This is a genomic window from Treponema putidum (genome assembly GCF_000755145.1).
GTDB classification, from domain to species: Bacteria; Spirochaetota; Spirochaetia; order Treponematales; family Treponemataceae; genus Treponema_B; species Treponema_B putidum.
In genome coordinates this window covers 333806-350811 of sequence record NZ_CP009228.1, presented here as the reverse complement: position 1 = coordinate 350811, position 17006 = coordinate 333806, and the positions used below count along the sequence as shown (strand labels likewise).

The window sequence follows — 17006 nt, the reverse complement described above, 5'->3', positions numbered from 1 at the left end:
TATACTCTTTTTAATCATTCTATTCCAGTAGAACCGTAGCCCCCTGCTCCGCGTTCGGTATTGGATAATTCATCTTTTTGAACAAAATCAGCCTGAATAGCTTGGGCAATAACGGCTTGGGCAATGCGGTCTCCGTTTTCGATTTTAAAATCTTCATTTCCGAGATTTATTAAAAGAACTGCGAGCTCTCCGCGATAGTCCGAATCTACGGTGCCGGGAGTGTTTAAGACGGTAATACCGTGTTTTAGGGCAAGTCCCGAACGGGGGCGCACTTGAAGCTCAATTCCTTTAGGCAGCTCAGCCGAGAGTCCCGTAGGAATTAAACATCTTTGCATGGGTTTTAAGATAATGGGTTTTTCGATAAGTGCCCGCAAATCGGCTCCGGCCGAACCGCTTGTTTTGTATTCCGGTAAAACGGCACCTTCTTTTAACTTTGTAAAAACTTCCATTTACAATCTCCTAAAATCACCATGCGCAAAATTTAAAAGCATGGGCCGAGCAATCGGCTCAATGCTTTTTTTATTTGGAACGCTCTTCAAGAGCATCTATATAAGAAAGGTTTAGCCTTCCGAGTTTATCAATTTCTAAAAGCTTTACAGGTATTTCCTGTCCTTCTTTAAGCACATCCGAAACCTTTTCGACTCTGGAGCGTGAAAGTTTTGAGATATGACAAAGGCCTTCTTTTCCGGGAAGGATTTCGACGAAGGCACCGAAGTCCATAATCTTTTTTACCGTTCCGTCATAAATCATTCCTACTTCGGGATCACTTGTAATTCCTTTAACGATGAGTTTTGCACCTTTAATATCCGAAGTTCCGTCCTTGCCGTAAATGGTTACGGTACCGTCATTTTCGGTATTGATTGTTACATTATATTTGTCGGAAATAGCTTTTACATTCTTTCCGCCGGGGCCGATTAGGGCGCCTATCTTGTCTTCGGGTATACTCATCATCTCAACCCTTGGCGCATATTTGGAAAGTTCTGCATTGGGAGAAGAAATACACTGATTCATTATGCCTAGGATGTGCATTCTTCCTTCTTTAGCCTGTGCAAGAGCATTTTTCATAATTTCAGGAGAAACGCCTGCAATCTTTATGTCCATCTGAAAACCGGTAATACCGTCGGCAGTTCCTGCAACCTTAAAGTCCATATCGCCTAAGTGATCTTCTTCTCCCAGAATATCTGAAAGAATAGCATAACGGTCATTTCCTTCGGTGATAAGTCCCATGGCAATACCGGCAACCGGCTTTTTCATAGGAACGCCTGCATGAAGCATGGAAAGGGTTCCGGAACATACTGTAGCCATCGAAGAAGAACCGTTTGATTCCAAGACCTCTGAAACGACACGGACCGTATAGGGGAATTTTTCCCTCTTAGGAACCATCGGATAAAGGGAGCGGTGAGCAAGGTTTCCGTGCCCGATTTCCCTTCGACCGGTTCCGAGCCTTCCGACCTCTCCTACCGAGAATGGCGGAAAGTTATAGTGAAGGATAAAGTTTTCTCTTCTGTCGCCCTCGATGTCATCATATATTTGTTCGTCAAAGACTGTTCCTATCGTTACGACACCCAAGGACTGAGTTTCGCCCCGTGTAAAGACAGCCGAACCGTGGGGACGGGGAAGGACTCCGATTTCGCAGGTTATGGGACGAATGTCCTTAGTGCCTCTTCCGTCAACACGTAGGCCCTTGTCCAAGATATTGGTCCTTAAAATATTATACTCCATCTCTTCAAAGAGGGCATTAAAAAGTTTAAGCTGAATTTCATCTTCAAGCTGTTCGGTATATTTTTCGGCCAATTCTTTTTTTACCTTATCGGATTCGTCGCGCCTTTCCATCTTTGTTGAAAGATAGAGGGTTTTGCTTAAACGGGGGAAGGCTTCATCATAAATTGCCTGTTTATTTTCAAGCTCGGCTTCAAGGGGAACGAGGGGAAGTTTTTCTTTTCCGGCAAGTTCGCGCAAGTCTTCCTGTATCTTGCAAAGAGCCTTGATCATTTCATGAGCTTTTTCCAAGGCCGTAAGCATGACCTCTTCGGAAACTTCGTTAGCGCCGCCCTCGACCATCGTAATGCCCTCTTTTGTTCCGGCAACTACAATTTCCATATCGGCCGTTTCGATTTGGTCAAATGTCGGGTTTATAATGTATTCGCCGTTTTTATAGGCAACACGGGCAGCTGCAACGGGGCCATCAAAGGGAATATCCGAAATATGAACGGCTGCAGAGCTTGCGATAACTGCAAGGATGTCGGGCGGATTTATCATATCCGTTGAAATGCAGGTAGGAACAAGCTGAATTTCACGTCCGAATTCTTTGTTAAACAAGGGGCGCATAGGCCTGTCTATAAGGCGGGAAACAAGGATTTCCTTATCCTTGGGTCTTCCCTCCCTTTTTATAAAGCCTCCGGGAATTTTTCCGGCTGCATAATATTTTTCGTTATAATCAACCGTTAGGGGGACATAGTCTAAACCTTCCTGAGCCTGTCCCGAGGCACAGATTGTAGCTAAAATTGCGGAACCGGCATATTCCGCATAAATAGAACCGTTGGCCTGTTTTGCCAAATGACCGGTTTCTAAAATTAAATCATGTTCGCCGATTTTATAAGTTACTCTTTTTCTCATCTTCTTCTCTTTGAAAATTTCTTTAAAATTACACCAATTTTAAAATTCAATAAATAAAGATAAAGGTACAAAGACAAGAATTCAAGTCTTCCGTCCTTGCACCTTATCAAACTACTTTCTAAGGTTAAGTTCTTTAAGAATAGTTCTATAACCTTCAATGTCCGTTCGGCGGTAATATTTAAGCAAACTGCGCCTATGACCTACCATGCTGATTAAACCTCTTCGGCTGCCTGCATCTTTAGGATGATCTTTGCAGTGATTTGTCAACTGGTTAATTTTTTCGGTCAATAAGGCAATTTGCACCTTTACATCGCCTGTGTCCTTTTCGCTTGCACCGAATTTCTTTACAATCGATGCTTTTTGTTCTTTAGTAACTGCCATTACTTACTCCTTACAAATAAATTCTATAGTGTCAAAGTTATTAAGGTCTTTTAGGTCAAAACCTTTTAAATCCTTTTCAGGAAAACACAAGAGCAGCCCGTCATCATTTATAAGGCAATGAGCTTCTTGTTCTTGTCTGTTTGTTTTTTGAACCAAGACCCTATATTTTCCGCTTTGCGGAAGAATCTGCGTTATATATGCCCTAGGAGCAAAAATACTGTTTTTGTCCTTTACCTCCCACGGCAAACTTACGAAATCAAATAAAAAAGGATAACCCAAAAGCTCTTTTGCAAGGGAAAAATCCCCTAAACTTACAGCTTCTCTTATAGCACTTGAGCTTACCTTAAGGGAGCCGCTTATGTTTACGGGATCAATGGAATCAAAGCAAAAGCCTTTCTGAGGGGCTATTTTTTTTAAATCAGCCGCCCCCAATCCTCGGCGATATCCGCAGAAAAAATCGCTGCCTACAGCCAAATACTTCATACGGATAGTCTTTATAAGAATATCAAAGAACGCAGTTCCCTCTATTTTAGCAAAACTTGCGGAAAAGTCAATAAGTACAATGAAATGAAAACCTAATTCCTGAAACTTTTTTAATCTTAGCCTGAGAGATGAAACATCTCCCGAATAAGCCTTATTTTTTACTGCTGCCGGAGAGCGGAAAAAAGTTACAAGCCCCGGAACAAGGGCATTTTCGGCTGCATAGTTTAAAACCTGTCTTAAAAGCTTATCATGGCCTTTATGGGGGCCGTCAAAGCCTCCCACACTAATTGCTGTTTCTTTTCCATCGGGGAAAAAATATGAACCTGCTGCAACAGGTTGAGCAGTTTCAACAAGAGCATCCCACGAAATTATCTTAAAATCATCCATTATTACAGAACCGATTATATCTTTTTTTCTATTTTGTTTCAAGCGGAGGGAGGAGGGGTAACAGAGGATGCATTGATTATAAAACATCTTACATAAGATTGACCGGATCGGTATCGACTTCAATGTAGATGCCTGTCATCGGTTTATATTCTTTTACAAAACGGGAGGCGGCATTTTGGATTAGAGGGAAATTTGAAGAGCGGAGCAAAATCTGTTGGCGGTGATTTCCGGCTATCATCGATAGAACACATTCCGAAGGTCCCATTATTTCGGTTTCGTCTTGAGGAGAAATATCGGAATTTTTTTGGGAAGACAGAATATATTTTAGAATGTTTACTGCACCTTCCGCAGCAAGCTCGGCTTTTTTTAAGTCCTTGCTTCTAAAGACCAAACGAATCAGACGCTTAAAGGGCGGAAAATCCAAGAGCTTTCTTTGCCCGAGTTCATACTCATAAAACTTTTCGTACTCGTGATTTTTTGCACAAACAATCGAAGGATGGTTAGGCTTTAGGGTTTGAATAATTACAAGCCCGTCCTCGCTGAACCGTCCCGCCCTTCCGGCTGCCTGAGTAATAAGAGCAAAACTCCTTTCGGCAGCTCTAAAGTCGGGCATTTGAAGCCCCGTGTCTGCAAGGATAATTCCGACCAGCCTTACTTTAGGAAAATTCAAGCCCTTTGCTATCATCTGCGTTCCGAGTAGGATATCTATTTTCCCCTCCTTAAAATCTTTTAAGCGGTTTTCAAGACTATTCTTTTTGGAAACGGTGTCGGTGTCCACCCTCGCAACGGTACAGTCGGGGAAGGAGCGGGAAACTTCTTCTTCTATAAATTCCGTACCTACACCGGCATAGCCTATATCGAGGGAATTACATTCGGGGCAAAGAGAAGGCGGCCTTGCCTGCATTCCGCAATAGTGGCACTTCATTACATTTTCACTTTTATGAAAGGTCATAGGCACGGAACAGTTTTTGCAAAGCATCTCATAGCCGCAAGAACGGCATCGAAAAATATGGGAAAAGCCCCGCCTGTTCAAAAAAAGAATTGTTTGTTTTCCTTCATTTTTGGTTTTGCGTATTTCGCTTATGAGCCTGTCGCTCAGTGCACCCTTTAAGCCGGAAATATTTTCTATTTCGATTTGAGGGAGGCTTCCGCCCGCAAGTCTTTTTGAAAGAGAAAGGAGTTTGATTTTTTTGTTTTGAATCATATTCCACGCTTCAAGCGATGGAGTTGCAGAGCCCATTACCACGGGGCAATTATGCTTGACGGCCAAGTACATCGCAGTTTGGCGGGCGTGGTAGCGGGGCACGGAGCCCGACTTATAGGAAGCATCATGTTCTTCATCGATTATGATAAGGCCTATGTTTTCGGCAGGAGCAAAGACGGCACTCCTCGCCCCGACAATCATAAGGGCTTCTCCCCGCCTTATCCTCATCCATTGGTTGAGCCTTTCGCTTCCCGTAAGGCCCGAGTGCAAAACGGCAGCCTGAGAGCCGAAGCGTTTCACTGCCGCACTTATAACCTGATGGGTAAGCCCTATTTCGGGAACAAGGTAGATGACGGCCTTGCCTTGAGCAATTATCTTTTCGGCGGCCTTTAAAAAAACTTCCGTCTTCCCTGAACCGGTTAAGCCGTATAAATAAAAGAATTCTTTTTTGTTTGAGCTTACGATTTTTTCGACGGCATCTTTTTGTTCGTCGGAAAGAGAAAAATTCTTATCTTCAAATTCGGCTCCCCATTTTAAGTTTTCAAAAGAAACTTCTCTTTTTCCCGAAGGAAGAATTGCGGAAAGAGCTTCGCCGAAGCTGCAAATATAAAAGTGCGAAATCCAAGAGGCAAGTTCTATTTGTGCCTGCCCGAAAATTGTTTCCTTGTCGACCACCCGCTTAATCGGCTTTATTTTATCTTCGCCCACAGGGCTGTCTTTAGGAAACGCATCGGATTCTTCTATTATGAAGCCTATCAAATTTCTTGAGCCGAGCTGAACCGAAGCTCTTTTTCCCACAAGGCTTCCGCCGTCTTCTTCTATGTTTTTGTAGGTAAAGTTTTGATAAAGGGGAAGATTAAAGGTAAGGGTCAGCCATTTTGCCATAGGTACCGCCTAGTCAATCAATTTGTTGAGGCAATTCGTTGAGGCGGGAACGGAAGAGTTTTAAGTCTTCCCATGCAGGGCGTTTTAGATTGACATCTCTCAAAAGGGCACTGGGGTGATAGGTCGCCATCAGCGGAATGTTTTGGTATTCAAAAAACTTGCCGTGCATCTTGCCTATGCCTTCTTGAGTTTCCAAGAGGTTTTGAAGAGCTACTCGCCCGACTACAAGAATCGCCTTAGGCCTTATCAAGGCAATTTGAGCATTTAAAAAGTCTCTGCACGCAGCAGTTTCATCGGGCAGAGGGTCGCGGTTATTGGGCGGCCTGCATTTTACCACATTTGTGATATAGCAATTATGGGTGCGGTATAATTCGATGGCGGCGAGCATTTTATCTAAAAGCTGTCCGGCCTTGCCGACAAAGGGACGGCCTTGAGCATCCTCATCGGCACCCGGCCCCTCGCCTATGACCATTACTTCTATCTTGTTACCGAAATTGGAAAACTCGCAAGGCCCTTCGCCTGCAACCGTATTGTGTCGTCTTTCGCATAGCCGGCAGGCCTTACAGGAAGCAATTTGAGCATAGACCTTTTCAAGGCTCTCAAAACCGCTTTTTGCATCGCTTGAAGAAATTGTTAAGCCGGCCGCTCCTTCCGGCTTGGAGAAAGCCGTCTCGGAGATAGCCGACTCGGAAAGAGTCGTCTCCGGGAGAACAGTATCGGCAAAATCGGGATATTCTTCATCCGTTTTAAATCCGGATAAATAATCGGATGCTGTGCGGAAAAACGTGTATAATATTTTTTTTCTTCGGCTTTCATCGGTACAAACTATTGCCCGCCGCCTTGAGTACCGCCAGTCTGGGGGCTGTTCATCTTAGCTTTAAGTTCACGTAAGGCCTTGAGGGTTTCGCTGGCATCGCTTCTAGCTACGGCCAAAAAATCGATGAGCTGGGGATATTGCTTTAAAAGCTCGCCCCATTCTTTTAGATCGTTCATTCGGAATTTTGAAGAGGCGGCTGATTTTCCTTCTTCAATCATAAGGTCGGTAAAGACCTTGCTCCTTGCTTTTTCATACTCCGAATAAACATCTCTTATCGTTGTATACAGTTTTAAATCGGGAATAAGAAAATCGGAAGAAAGCTGAACCGAAACAATTTCAATTTCGGTATTCTCCCTGTTTTTTAGGTCTGAAGATATTTTATCGTTAAAGGCCGCATATTGAAATTTCAGCCTTTCATATTCTTCGGGGTTGGATAAAAAATACTCGATAAATTCGTTTGCGGCTTTTTGAGCCGATTCCTCAACTTTTGCCCTAATAAAATCGTCCAAATCGCCTTGGGTTTTTATCGAACCGTTTTTGACAAGGCTTATTAAACTTTCAGGCTTTACGGAAGCCGAAATCTTTAGAGCAAACTTCCAGCGGAAATCGTTTTTTTGTTCCATAACCAAACCGAATTTATCAGCGGAAGGAAGAGCTCCTTCATTTTTATACTCGATTTCTTGGGCTTTTAAATTAAAGATAAGAATTTTTGAATTAGTCGGAACAAGCCTCTCCCACCGCCACATAAACTCGCCCGGAATAATGAGCCTATCATGATAACCTCCCGACTTTGAAAGCATTACACCGTAAGAGCCGGCAGGAACGGAAAACTGCATCCACCCTAAAAAAAAGGCCGTGCCGCCTAAGATAATCAAAACAAAAAACCAAATTAAAAATGAAGTTCTTTTTTTCATAATAAAGGAATAATAGCACAGGAAGCCCGATTTTTCAAGTAGCCGATGACAAATGTACATCCTTGTACATTTGTCATCTTCAAGTTTTAGCCTGCGGCTAAAACTTGCGAGCATGGAACCACCGCCATCCATGGCGGTTAAGGGATGGACATCCTTGTCCATATCATTGTGAAGTTGAGCGTAAGCTAAAGGCTTTGAGCCCCTTGAGGTTAAATAAAAGTTAAACAAAAAGACTTTCTTAAAAAAGTTGTAATTTACGGCGAAAAGTGCTATACTGTACCATAATGACAGACAAACGTACCGATAGCAGATACAATGTTTCGAGGTAATAACCTCCGCTCTGACTTGAAAAGCCCGTAAGGTAACGGGGGTTTATCCCTCCCCCTAATGAGGAGTTAAACAATTATGAAAAAACTTTTAAAGATTTTAACAACAATTGCGGCAGTATTGGCGGCCGCCTTATTAATGGCAACTTGTAAACAATTTATTGACGATCCGGAAGAATTTTTAAGCTACTGGTCTAGCGAAGTTGTACCTATTAACTTCAGTATCAATGAGTCCTCTCAAAAGAGTAATGACGGAGCGCTGTGCATACCCTCTGCAAATGACGTAACGCTTACAATTAAATTGCGTAATCCCAAAAACTTTACTCTCGTTACGCCGACCTCTTCCGCCGATGCGGGAAAGATTATCAATTTTCCCGGCCTTTCGACGCAGCCGGAGCACGGCACGGACTACACCTTAACGAAGACGGCACCGGACACGCTGCAGCTTACGTATAAAGAAAGCTTTTTAAAAGCACACGAGTGGAGTAACGGCGGCATAGGCCCCGAAATTACCCTTATTTCTACAGACGGCAGAAAATTCAGTAAAAAATTCAGCCTGAATATTGAAGCGAACACACCGCCGCCTAAAATCGGCGATATAACGATAGCAAAGACGAACGAGGTGGATCCTCATTATGTTTTGTGCTTTACGGTGGATGCTTTGGTTATGAATACAACCATACCGGGCGGAAAGCTGCACAAAGATTTAGGCCTTGTCATTGCTAAAGAAGGCGGAGAACCAACGACAATACCGCTTCCCATAGGAAGTCCCGGATTTGCTGTAGTCCCGGCTGACGGACTTTTGCCGTCAGCTTTGCAGATTATTGACCCTGTCCCTTCAGGAATCTGGAAGGTTTGTTTTAAAACCGGTACGAAACTTACGGAAAGCACTCTCCCCCAAAAATACACAGTCCGGCTGATTGACAGAAAAGGCCTTTCTTCGGCACCAAAAGAAGCGGAAACCTTAGGCTATATCGCAAGCGGAGGTTCTTCAACTGATGCATGGAAAAATCTAAAACAAGCCGTCGAAAGTGCAACGAGTGACGGCGGCGTTATAACCGTCACGGGTAATGTTACAGCAACAAAGCATCTCGGCAACAATGGTGCAATCAGTGTAACAACAAGCCTTACCATAAAAGGAGCCGGCTTAACTCCCGTACTCAATGCCAATAAGAACGCCGACGGCAAACCCGCACATCGTATCTTTACCGTTGAAAACGGCGGAGAATTGATGCTTGAAAACATTACGCTCACAGCCGGTATGGCAACAGGAGCTTCTACTGCTCCACTTGAGGAAAAATGCGGCGGCGGCATATTTGTCAAAGAGGGAGGCAAGGCGAAACTTAAAAACTGCACTATTAAAAACTGTAAGGCAGATAAATTCGGCGGCGGCATTTGTTCAGAAGGCGAGCTGACCTTATACGGCGGCACTATCGGCGGTTCTTTACCCAATGCCAACAAAGCAATGCTAGGCGGCGGTATCTGCATACAGAAAAACGGAAGTCTTACGCTTAAAACTACGACTATAAGCAGAAACGAAGCCGACTATGGCGGAGCTATTTGCGTTCGCGAATCAGGCTCGGTAAGTATGGAAAGCGGTTCTCTTATGACAAATACGGCAAGCATTTCAGGCGGCGGCGTAGATGTTGATGATAGTGCGTCGTTTACGATGACAGGTGGTGAAATAAAAACCAATGAGGCAAACAGCGGCGGAGGAGGCGTATACGCTCATTCGGGCACTTTTACGCTTTCCGACATAGCCTCTATTGAAAGTAATACCGCCAAAGGACGAAACGGCGGCGGCATCTACGTCGATTCAACTGGAACCCTTGTGATAAAAGGCGGTTCGATAAAATTGAATATGGCGACAAAGACCACAGGCGGTGTCGGTAATGGCGGCGGCGTGTATGTGTACGGATACGGTAGTTTTAAGGGAAAGCTTAATATGATAGGCGGCAGCATAGAAGGAAACGGTGCAGGAAAGGAAGGCAGCAATTACTATGGATCGGGCGGCGGTGTGTACATTGACGGTGGCACATTCACTATGACAGGCGGCGAAATTAAAACCAATAACGCCAAAAACGGCGGCGGCGTTGCACTCGATGAGGGCGGAACCCTGGAGCTTTCCGGCAGCGGCAAAATCATCAACAACACTGCGGCCGGCGGGGGCGGCGGCATCGCAGTATTGCACGGTACCTTTACCATGTCAAAGGGAAAGGTGATCGGCAATACGGCAGCTCAAGAAGGCGGCGGCGTGTATGTGGATGCAAACAGTACATTTAAGATGCATGGCGGCACAATTGAGAATAATACAAGCACTCTGGGAAAAGGCGTTTATGTAGCAGGCGGTGATGGCACTCCGACCATGCTAGACGCTAACTTTATCATGGGAGGCGAAGCCTGTGTCGGAAACTGGGTTGCCGGTACCCTGCAAGACGGAAATGATGTGTATTTAGGAGAAAATCTTCACGGCGGCGAGCTTGTCAGTATAGAAATTGACAAAGATAATCCTATAACAAAATCGAAGGTTGCCTGTATTACTCCGAAGAGCTATAGCCCCGATGAAACGGTACTAATGATGTCGGACGGCAGTACGGATGTAGGGGATTATAATGATAAGTTTACGGTAACGCTGGATGGTTTTACACAATGGTATGTCGATTCCAATGGCAAACTGAAAAACTGACAACTACGGTCAATTGAAAATGGAGTAACAATAATGGGTAATTGGTAATTGCCTTAATCACAAATTACCCATTGATAAAACTTTGATGAGGAGGAATATATGACAAAATTTAAAACTCACAAAAAGAAGGGAGCCGCGGCAATCGTTACAGCCTCAGTTTTGGCGCTCATTGCGCTGTTCGGTATGGCCGCGTGCTCGAATGCAGCGCAACCCGGTACGGGAACAGACGGAAGTACGGCACTGCCCGAAGCCCCCTTTGTCGAAGGCGGAGCATCCCTCATCTTAAGTCCCGATAAGCTCGACATCGAAGTTAAGGCAACAACCTCAGATGGTACCCCTGTTACAGTTGAAGGCTGCGAAGAAACAACGCTTACAAGCGGCACCGAAACCGTGCTGCATGCAAAAGGCAGATTGGTAATTCTCAAAGGCAATATCAAAAAGCTGGACTGCTGGGACAATCAGCTTACCGAACTTAACGTGCAGGGCTGTACCGCTTTGCAAGAGCTGAAATGCGGCTTCAATAAACTAACCGCTCTTGACGTGCAGGGCTTAACTGTTTTGCGAAAACTGTACTGTAATTTCAATCAGCTCACCGAACTTAACGTGCAGGACTTAACCGCTTTGAAAGAGTTGGCGTGCCACGGCAATCGGCTTAATGCAGAAGCCTTTACCAAGCTTTTTAATGATTTACCGCAGCAGGCGAATAGTGATCGTGCAAATTGCGTTCTTTATATCGAAATGCCCGGCTTTACTGACGACAACCATACTGATTTTACCGCTCCGCCGGATTTAGCAGTGGCCTTTAATAATGCAAAAACGGTAAAGAAGTGGAAGATGTATATGTATAAGGTTAATGGAATCTGGATCGGGAATTGGGTTGAGCTTTAATAAACCGCGGAATTACTCTCCGTCCCTAGAGGCGGACTCAAAATCTGCCAGCAGATTTTGAGCTGTAGGCTTGCCCAGCGGCAAATGCCGTCCTGTTCGAGTTTCTCGTACCGCTCTATGCGAGCTTCTCGTATCGGGCGGATCGAAGGTGCCTCGAAAGGTAATGGGCAGCTGGGCTATATCAAAGTTTTTTAGCTTCATAAGTTTGGCTGTTTATTTCTTAGTTTCATAAAAACCTTTATACCATAATATTTGTAGGAATTATTTGAAAAAAATAGTAAATTAGAAAAATATTTTTATAAATTGGATTAAACTAAAAATTTGATAACAATGCGGGTTCTTAGGGGCGCAGCCCATAAGCGGAATTTTGGAGAAAGGAGGGGTTATAGGGGAGGCTACAACCAACGAAGTTTCGAGGTCAAGCACCTTTCTTCCGAAAAAGGGCCTTAGCCTCGAAGCTTTGCCGGCTGTACCTCCCCTAATTTACAGTTTTTCAATCTCTGCTTCTGGAAGGCCTGTAACCTGCATAATTTTTTGTATCGAATCTCCCAACTGTTTTAATATTTTAGCTGTTTCTCGCTTAGTTTCATAAATACCTTTATACCTAGCGTCCATCTCAAAAGTAGACATTAACCTGTATTCTTGTCTTGCTTGTTCATTTTGTTTTACTGTTTGTATCATTTCTTCTATCCTCCTTGTGAATTCACTTTTCGCCTTACCTGTTTTGAGGTATTCTAAAAATTCTTTTAAATCCTTATCTTCTGTACTTTTAAAAGCCTCCGAATTTATTATAACCTTTTTTGTTCCATCTTGTAAAGATATGTTTTTATCTTCAATGCAGATATTTTCAAAGGTATAAATAGGCTCATTTTTCCAGATAGCATCAAAAGTGCAAATAAAAATTATAAAGCTGTCATTTAAATCGTTATAGAAATTCCCCTTATCCAAGAACGAAATATCAATGGCCGCTTGGTAGAACCGCATTCGTTTCGGTATATTCTTCTCATTGCTTACCTGCATTTCCACATCGTAGAATTTACCGTTTTCTGTTTGCACTAAAACATCAAACCTTACGGATTTAGCTTGTTCATTGGTGTTAATACTATGCTGTACCGATATATATGCAATTTTACCTATTTTATCGGACAATATCATATCGATGAGCCTTTTACACAAATCCGAATTTTGCATGACCTTACAAAACATAAAATCGTCCTGTAATGTTAAATCTTCAAATTTTTTTAGCATTTTTTTCTCCTCTCCATTATATTTGTAAGATTTATTTGAAAAAAATAGTAAATTAATAAAAAAATATTCGAGATCTTTGCGTCCCTTGCGGTTAAATTAAAAAAAATTCTAAAATCTTTTCTAAAAGGTTGAAATATTTAATGAACCGTGCTATACTATACTATAATGAAGGGAATGTGTACCGATAGCAGATACAAAAATTCTCACAAAAAAAGTGCAAAAAGTTTTGCAAAAGCACCGTGCAAAGCACTTGACATAAAGCCTCGATCGGTGCAAAATTCACAGCTTCACAGCTTCACAGCTTCACAGCTTCACAGCTTCACAGCTTCACAGCTTCACAGCTTCACAGCTTCACAGCTGAAGGGTACCTGTGCCCAAATAAAACAATCACCCACAACCAAATTTTCTCACACCACACGCACAAGACCGAATTCTTGTCTTTGTGCGTTTTTTATAGCACTACGGATTGGAACAATCCAAAACACAAAATCTTATACTGGGTTTCCAAAGGGGTGTCCCCTTTGGCAGCGCGGGTACAACCCTGCTCTGACTTGAAAAGCCCGTAAGGGAACGGGGTGTTCTCTCCCCCTAAAAGAGGAGTTAACTTATGAAAAAACTTTTAAAGATTTTAACAATAATTGCGGCAGTGCCGGCTGCCGCACTGTTTTTTACAGGGTGCAAACAGTTTTTAGAAGACCCTGAAGATTTTTTAAACTATTGGTCTAGCGTAGTTGTCCCTATCGACTTCAGCATCGATAAGCCGACTCAAAAAATTGGAGGCATAGAGTATATTCCGTCATACTGTGATGGAGCGTTCTCGGATGTAACGCTTACAATTAAACTGCACAATCCTAAAAAATTCAGCCTAGTTATGCCGTCTCCTACATCTTCGCCATCAGATGTGCAAAAAATTATCCGGTTTCCGGGGCTTTCGCTGCAGCCGACACATGGCTCGGATGATGATTATACTTTAGAGCAGACACCGGACAAACTGGAGTTGAAGCTCAAATATAAATCGTCCTTTTTGAAGAAGCACGAATGGGGAACTGCCGACATAGGTCCCGAAATTACCCTTATTTCGACAGACGGCAGAAAATTCAAGAAAAAGTTTAAGTTTAACCTTAAAGTAAACACACCTCCTCCCAAGCCGTCCGCTGTTCTTGCCGAGACAAGAGTGCCTCCGGCTAACTACGTTTTGTGTCTGCAAATTCCCGACATGGACCTGGCGGTTCCGGGCGGGCTTCTCCACAAAGACATTGCACAAATCGAAATAAACGGAACTTTATACCCGCTGACGGTAAGCGGCGGAAACTTTGTAAAACCCGCCGATCCGCACTTTATCGAGTATTCGGCAGTAAAACAGCTTTCGGAAAGCGGTGCGGCTTCCGTTCCGTCCGGCAGCTGGGTTTTATACTACGATACCGGCTTGGGAGTCGGCAAGCCGTACCGAGCTTACACAATCAGCCTAAAGGACAATCATGGACTGGTTTCCGAAACGCTTGAAACGGGTACCGCCATGCCCGTACCTCCGCCCGAAACCATTTCCGTAATAATCGGAGAACAAGGTACGGGAAGCGGAACTTCGGCTGCAGACCCCGTCATCATAAAAGGGACTGCCGGTACGCCTGAAGCACGGATACAAATTGCGAACAGCGGTACGGGAACAGCCGTTCACTGCACGGTAACGGACATCGCAGCGAGCACAACAGCACAGTATGACGCAAATCCCGTTATAGCTCCTCTCGGTTTAAACGGCGGAAACGAAAGGCTCTACAAGATAGAATATTACACGGACGGAACAGGATATACTCCGACATCGACTACAACGAAGTATTATAAGGTTCTCAAACAGTACCCCGTAACCTTCAGCGTAGAAGGCGGAAACGGAAGCCTTACCGCCCAAATAAGCGGAAATTCGCCAACATCGGATAGTCCTATTCAAGTACCCTACGGCGAAAGCGTAACCTTTACTGCAACTCCCACTGCAGGCTGGGAAGTAGAACAATGGACTGTAAACGGCACCCAGGTAGCCGGAAACATTACATACGTTCTTAACAACGTAACCGCCCCTGCAACCGTAAAGGTCAAGTTTAAGCAAAGTCAGGTTACCATAACTGGCGCCGATCCCAATGCATGGCAAAATCTAAAATCAGCGGTAGAAGACAGCACTGTGCAGGTTATTATCATAAGCGATACAATAAAGGCTCCTAACGGATCAACTAAAATCCAGGTAAAAAGAACCGTTACCGTAGAAGGTGGAAATGAAAGTACCGATATCTTGGATGCCGATGAAAAATGTTTGATTTTTGATGTATGGCATAACGGGGACTTGACTCTTAAAAAACTCACACTCAAAAAAGGTAAAAATGACGGTACTTATCCCAACCCCGATGGCGGAGGTGCAATCTATTGCGGAGGCGGTACCATAACGGTAGAGAATGTTACTATTACGGACTGCAAAGCCGTCAAAGGCGGAGGCATATATATGAACGGCGGCACTTTCAATATGACACATAACTCTGTTATAGGCGGACAGGCGTCAACTGACGGCAATAAAGCTGTGGGCGGTTCCGGCGGCGGCGTTTATATGGCAGGCGGCACTTTCAATATGACGAGCGGAATAATAAAGTACAATTCAAGCAAAGACGGAGCAGGTGTTTATATTAAGAAAGGTGCTTTTATAATGAATGGAAGCATACTACAAAATCAAGCGGAAAGCGGAGGTAAAGGATCGGGCATTTATCTTGAAAATGATGCTTCTGCAAGTTTAACCATGAACAAATCGGCATCGGTTTCTACAACAATGTCTCCAAAAAACGACATCTATCTTAAATCAGGCGCAAAAATCACCCTTACCGAAGCATTTTCCTCCGCCGACACGGCAGCCTGTATTACACCGGAGTCACCCTACGACGAAGGCAGACAAGTGCTGGACGAAGCTATAATGTCAGGCGATCCTCAAAACTACAAAAAATTCGAGGTAACGCCGGAACCTGAAGACGGAAATACCATAGACTGGACAATAGATAATCAGGGAAAACTTAAAAAGGTTGGAATACTTATAACCGGCACCGATGAAAATCCATGGAAAAAGCTAAAAACAGCGGTAGGAGCAGCCTATGACGGCGACACTATCGTTATAAGCGGCGAAATAAAGGCAACAAATTTAGCCGGCAATAACGGCGAAATCTTAATCAATAAAAAACTTACAATACAGGGTAAAACGGGCAAAACTACAGATATTCTTAACGCAAACAAAGATACAGACGGCAAATCTAAACACCGTATCTTTATAGTGAAAATCAGTGACCCTAATAAATCGCTCACCCTTGAAAACCTGACGCTTAAAGGCGGCATGGCGTGTGAAGATGGCTATAAGAATGGCGGTGCAATTATGACCACCTCCAGCATCATCAATATAGCAAACTGCACCATTACCGAAAACACGGCTATGGATTACGGCGGTGCAATTATGAGCGACGGCAGCATCATCAATATAGCAAACTGCACCATTACCGAAAACACGGCTAAAAAAGGCGGCGGCATGTATATGAAAAACACTACTAGGTTTACAATGGAAAGCGGTGAAATAAAAAATAATACATCAACTTCAAAAGGCGGCGGCGTGTTTGTATATAACCATGGAACATTTACCATGAACGGAGGAGAGATAAGCGGCAACAGTGGAACAGAAGGCGGCGGCGTGTTTGTTGCAGATTTTACGTCCACCTTCCCCCCCTTAAAGATGAAAGGCAGCGCAAAAATAAATACAGACAACGAGATTTACCTTTCAAACGGTAAAACAATAACCATTGTCGGTACTTTAACCCCCGCAGACGGTATTGCAGGACGCATTACTGTACCGGCCGGCAACTATCAGTCGACTACGCAAGTGCTTACCGGCTCTGACGCTCTTTTAAACTCGGAACACAACAAATTTACCGTAACACCGAAAGACGACCAACAATGGGAGATTGACAATCGAGGTTACTTGCAGCAAAGGTAAGGAGGAATTAGGAATGGGAATGACAGATGATTAAATGCCGAATGATAAGTTTTGAGTACGGCAAAGATGGCTATTGAAGCAATCGGTGCAAATAGCTCTTTCCGCTTCAACTCTAAAAATAAAACTGCAAAGTATTATAAAAGAATGTCTTACAAAGATACATTT

Annotated in this window: 10 protein-coding genes and 1 pseudogene; 3 read left to right on the top strand and 8 right to left on the bottom strand. The window is 43.7% G+C overall.

Going from position 1 to position 17006, the window contains the following annotated elements:
- Positions 1–14: 14 nt before the first annotated feature.
- The 7 genes and pseudogenes from dut to JO40_RS01485 form a co-directional block, all read right to left on the bottom strand.
- Complete coding sequence (dut, locus tag JO40_RS01515) at positions 15–449, bottom strand: dUTP diphosphatase (protein WP_044977576.1); 435 nt, start codon at positions 447–449, stop codon at positions 15–17.
- 70 nt (positions 450–519) lie between these two features.
- Positions 520–2616, bottom strand: a complete 2097-nt coding sequence (pnp, locus tag JO40_RS01510) for a polyribonucleotide nucleotidyltransferase (RefSeq protein ID WP_044977575.1) — start codon at positions 2614–2616, stop codon at positions 520–522.
- A 111-nt stretch (positions 2617–2727) separates the two neighbouring features.
- Positions 2728–2997: a 30S ribosomal protein S15 gene (rpsO, locus tag JO40_RS01505; protein ID WP_002671840.1), complete on the bottom strand. Its 270-nt coding sequence runs from the start codon at positions 2995–2997 to the stop codon at positions 2728–2730.
- Between the two features lie 3 nt (positions 2998–3000).
- Entirely contained in the window at positions 3001–3867 is an 867-nt protein-coding gene (locus tag JO40_RS01500) for an FAD synthetase family protein (RefSeq protein ID WP_044979663.1), read from the bottom strand.
- An 88-nt stretch (positions 3868–3955) separates the two neighbouring features.
- Positions 3956–5956 carry a replication restart helicase PriA gene (gene priA / locus JO40_RS01495; protein ID WP_044977574.1) on the bottom strand — a complete coding sequence of 667 codons (2001 nt, stop codon included), beginning with the start codon at positions 5954–5956 and terminating at the stop codon, positions 3956–3958.
- Positions 5957–5969: 13 nt separating this feature from the next.
- Positions 5970–6772 (bottom strand): annotated as a pseudogene (locus JO40_RS01490) (uracil-DNA glycosylase).
- A gap of 9 nt (positions 6773–6781) precedes the next feature.
- Complete coding sequence (locus JO40_RS01485) at positions 6782–7687, bottom strand: SPFH domain-containing protein (RefSeq protein WP_044979662.1); 906 nt, start codon at positions 7685–7687, stop codon at positions 6782–6784.
- Positions 7688–8092: 405 nt separating this feature from the next.
- Here JO40_RS01485 and JO40_RS01480 point away from each other — a divergent pair, with 405 nt between their 5' ends.
- Both JO40_RS01480 and JO40_RS01475 read left to right on the top strand, forming a co-directional pair.
- Entirely contained in the window at positions 8093–10699 is a 2607-nt protein-coding gene (locus JO40_RS01480) for a right-handed parallel beta-helix repeat-containing protein (RefSeq protein ID WP_049992325.1), read from the top strand.
- Positions 10700–10798: 99 nt separating this feature from the next.
- Complete coding sequence (locus JO40_RS01475; RefSeq protein WP_044977572.1) at positions 10799–11587, top strand: leucine-rich repeat domain-containing protein; 789 nt, start codon at positions 10799–10801, stop codon at positions 11585–11587.
- Positions 11588–12070: 483 nt separating this feature from the next.
- Here JO40_RS01475 and JO40_RS01470 read toward each other — a convergent pair whose 3' ends face one another.
- Positions 12071–12835 carry an Rpn family recombination-promoting nuclease/putative transposase gene (locus tag JO40_RS01470; RefSeq protein ID WP_044977571.1) on the bottom strand — a complete coding sequence of 255 codons (765 nt, stop codon included), beginning with the start codon at positions 12833–12835 and terminating at the stop codon, positions 12071–12073.
- Positions 12836–13442: 607 nt separating this feature from the next.
- Between JO40_RS01470 and JO40_RS12800 the strand changes: the two genes are divergently transcribed.
- Positions 13443–16841: a pectate lyase-like adhesive domain-containing protein gene (locus JO40_RS12800; RefSeq protein WP_049992324.1), complete on the top strand. Its 3399-nt coding sequence runs from the start codon at positions 13443–13445 to the stop codon at positions 16839–16841.
- The last annotated feature ends 165 nt before the right edge of the window (positions 16842–17006 follow it).

Excerpts from the sequence above, each read along its gene's own strand:
- JO40_RS01485 (WP_044979662.1), bottom strand. The coding sequence starts at position 7,687 with ATGAAAAAAAGAACTTCATTTTTAATTTGGTTTTTTGTTTTGATTATC.
- dut (WP_044977576.1), bottom strand. The coding sequence starts at position 449 with ATGGAAGTTTTTACAAAGTTAAAAGAAGGTGCCGTTTTACCGGAATAC.
- JO40_RS12800 (WP_049992324.1), top strand. The coding sequence starts at position 13,443 with ATGAAAAAACTTTTAAAGATTTTAACAATAATTGCGGCAGTGCCGGCT.
- JO40_RS01480 (WP_049992325.1), top strand. The coding sequence starts at position 8,093 with ATGAAAAAACTTTTAAAGATTTTAACAACAATTGCGGCAGTATTGGCG.
- priA (WP_044977574.1), bottom strand. The coding sequence starts at position 5,956 with ATGGCAAAATGGCTGACCCTTACCTTTAATCTTCCCCTTTATCAAAAC.
- rpsO (WP_002671840.1), bottom strand. The coding sequence starts at position 2,997 with ATGGCAGTTACTAAAGAACAAAAAGCATCGATTGTAAAGAAATTCGGT.
- JO40_RS01470 (WP_044977571.1), bottom strand. The coding sequence starts at position 12,835 with ATGCTAAAAAAATTTGAAGATTTAACATTACAGGACGATTTTATGTTT.
- pnp (WP_044977575.1), bottom strand. The coding sequence starts at position 2,616 with ATGAGAAAAAGAGTAACTTATAAAATCGGCGAACATGATTTAATTTTA.
- JO40_RS01475 (WP_044977572.1), top strand. The coding sequence starts at position 10,799 with ATGACAAAATTTAAAACTCACAAAAAGAAGGGAGCCGCGGCAATCGTT.
- JO40_RS01500 (WP_044979663.1), bottom strand. The coding sequence starts at position 3,867 with ATGGATGATTTTAAGATAATTTCGTGGGATGCTCTTGTTGAAACTGCT.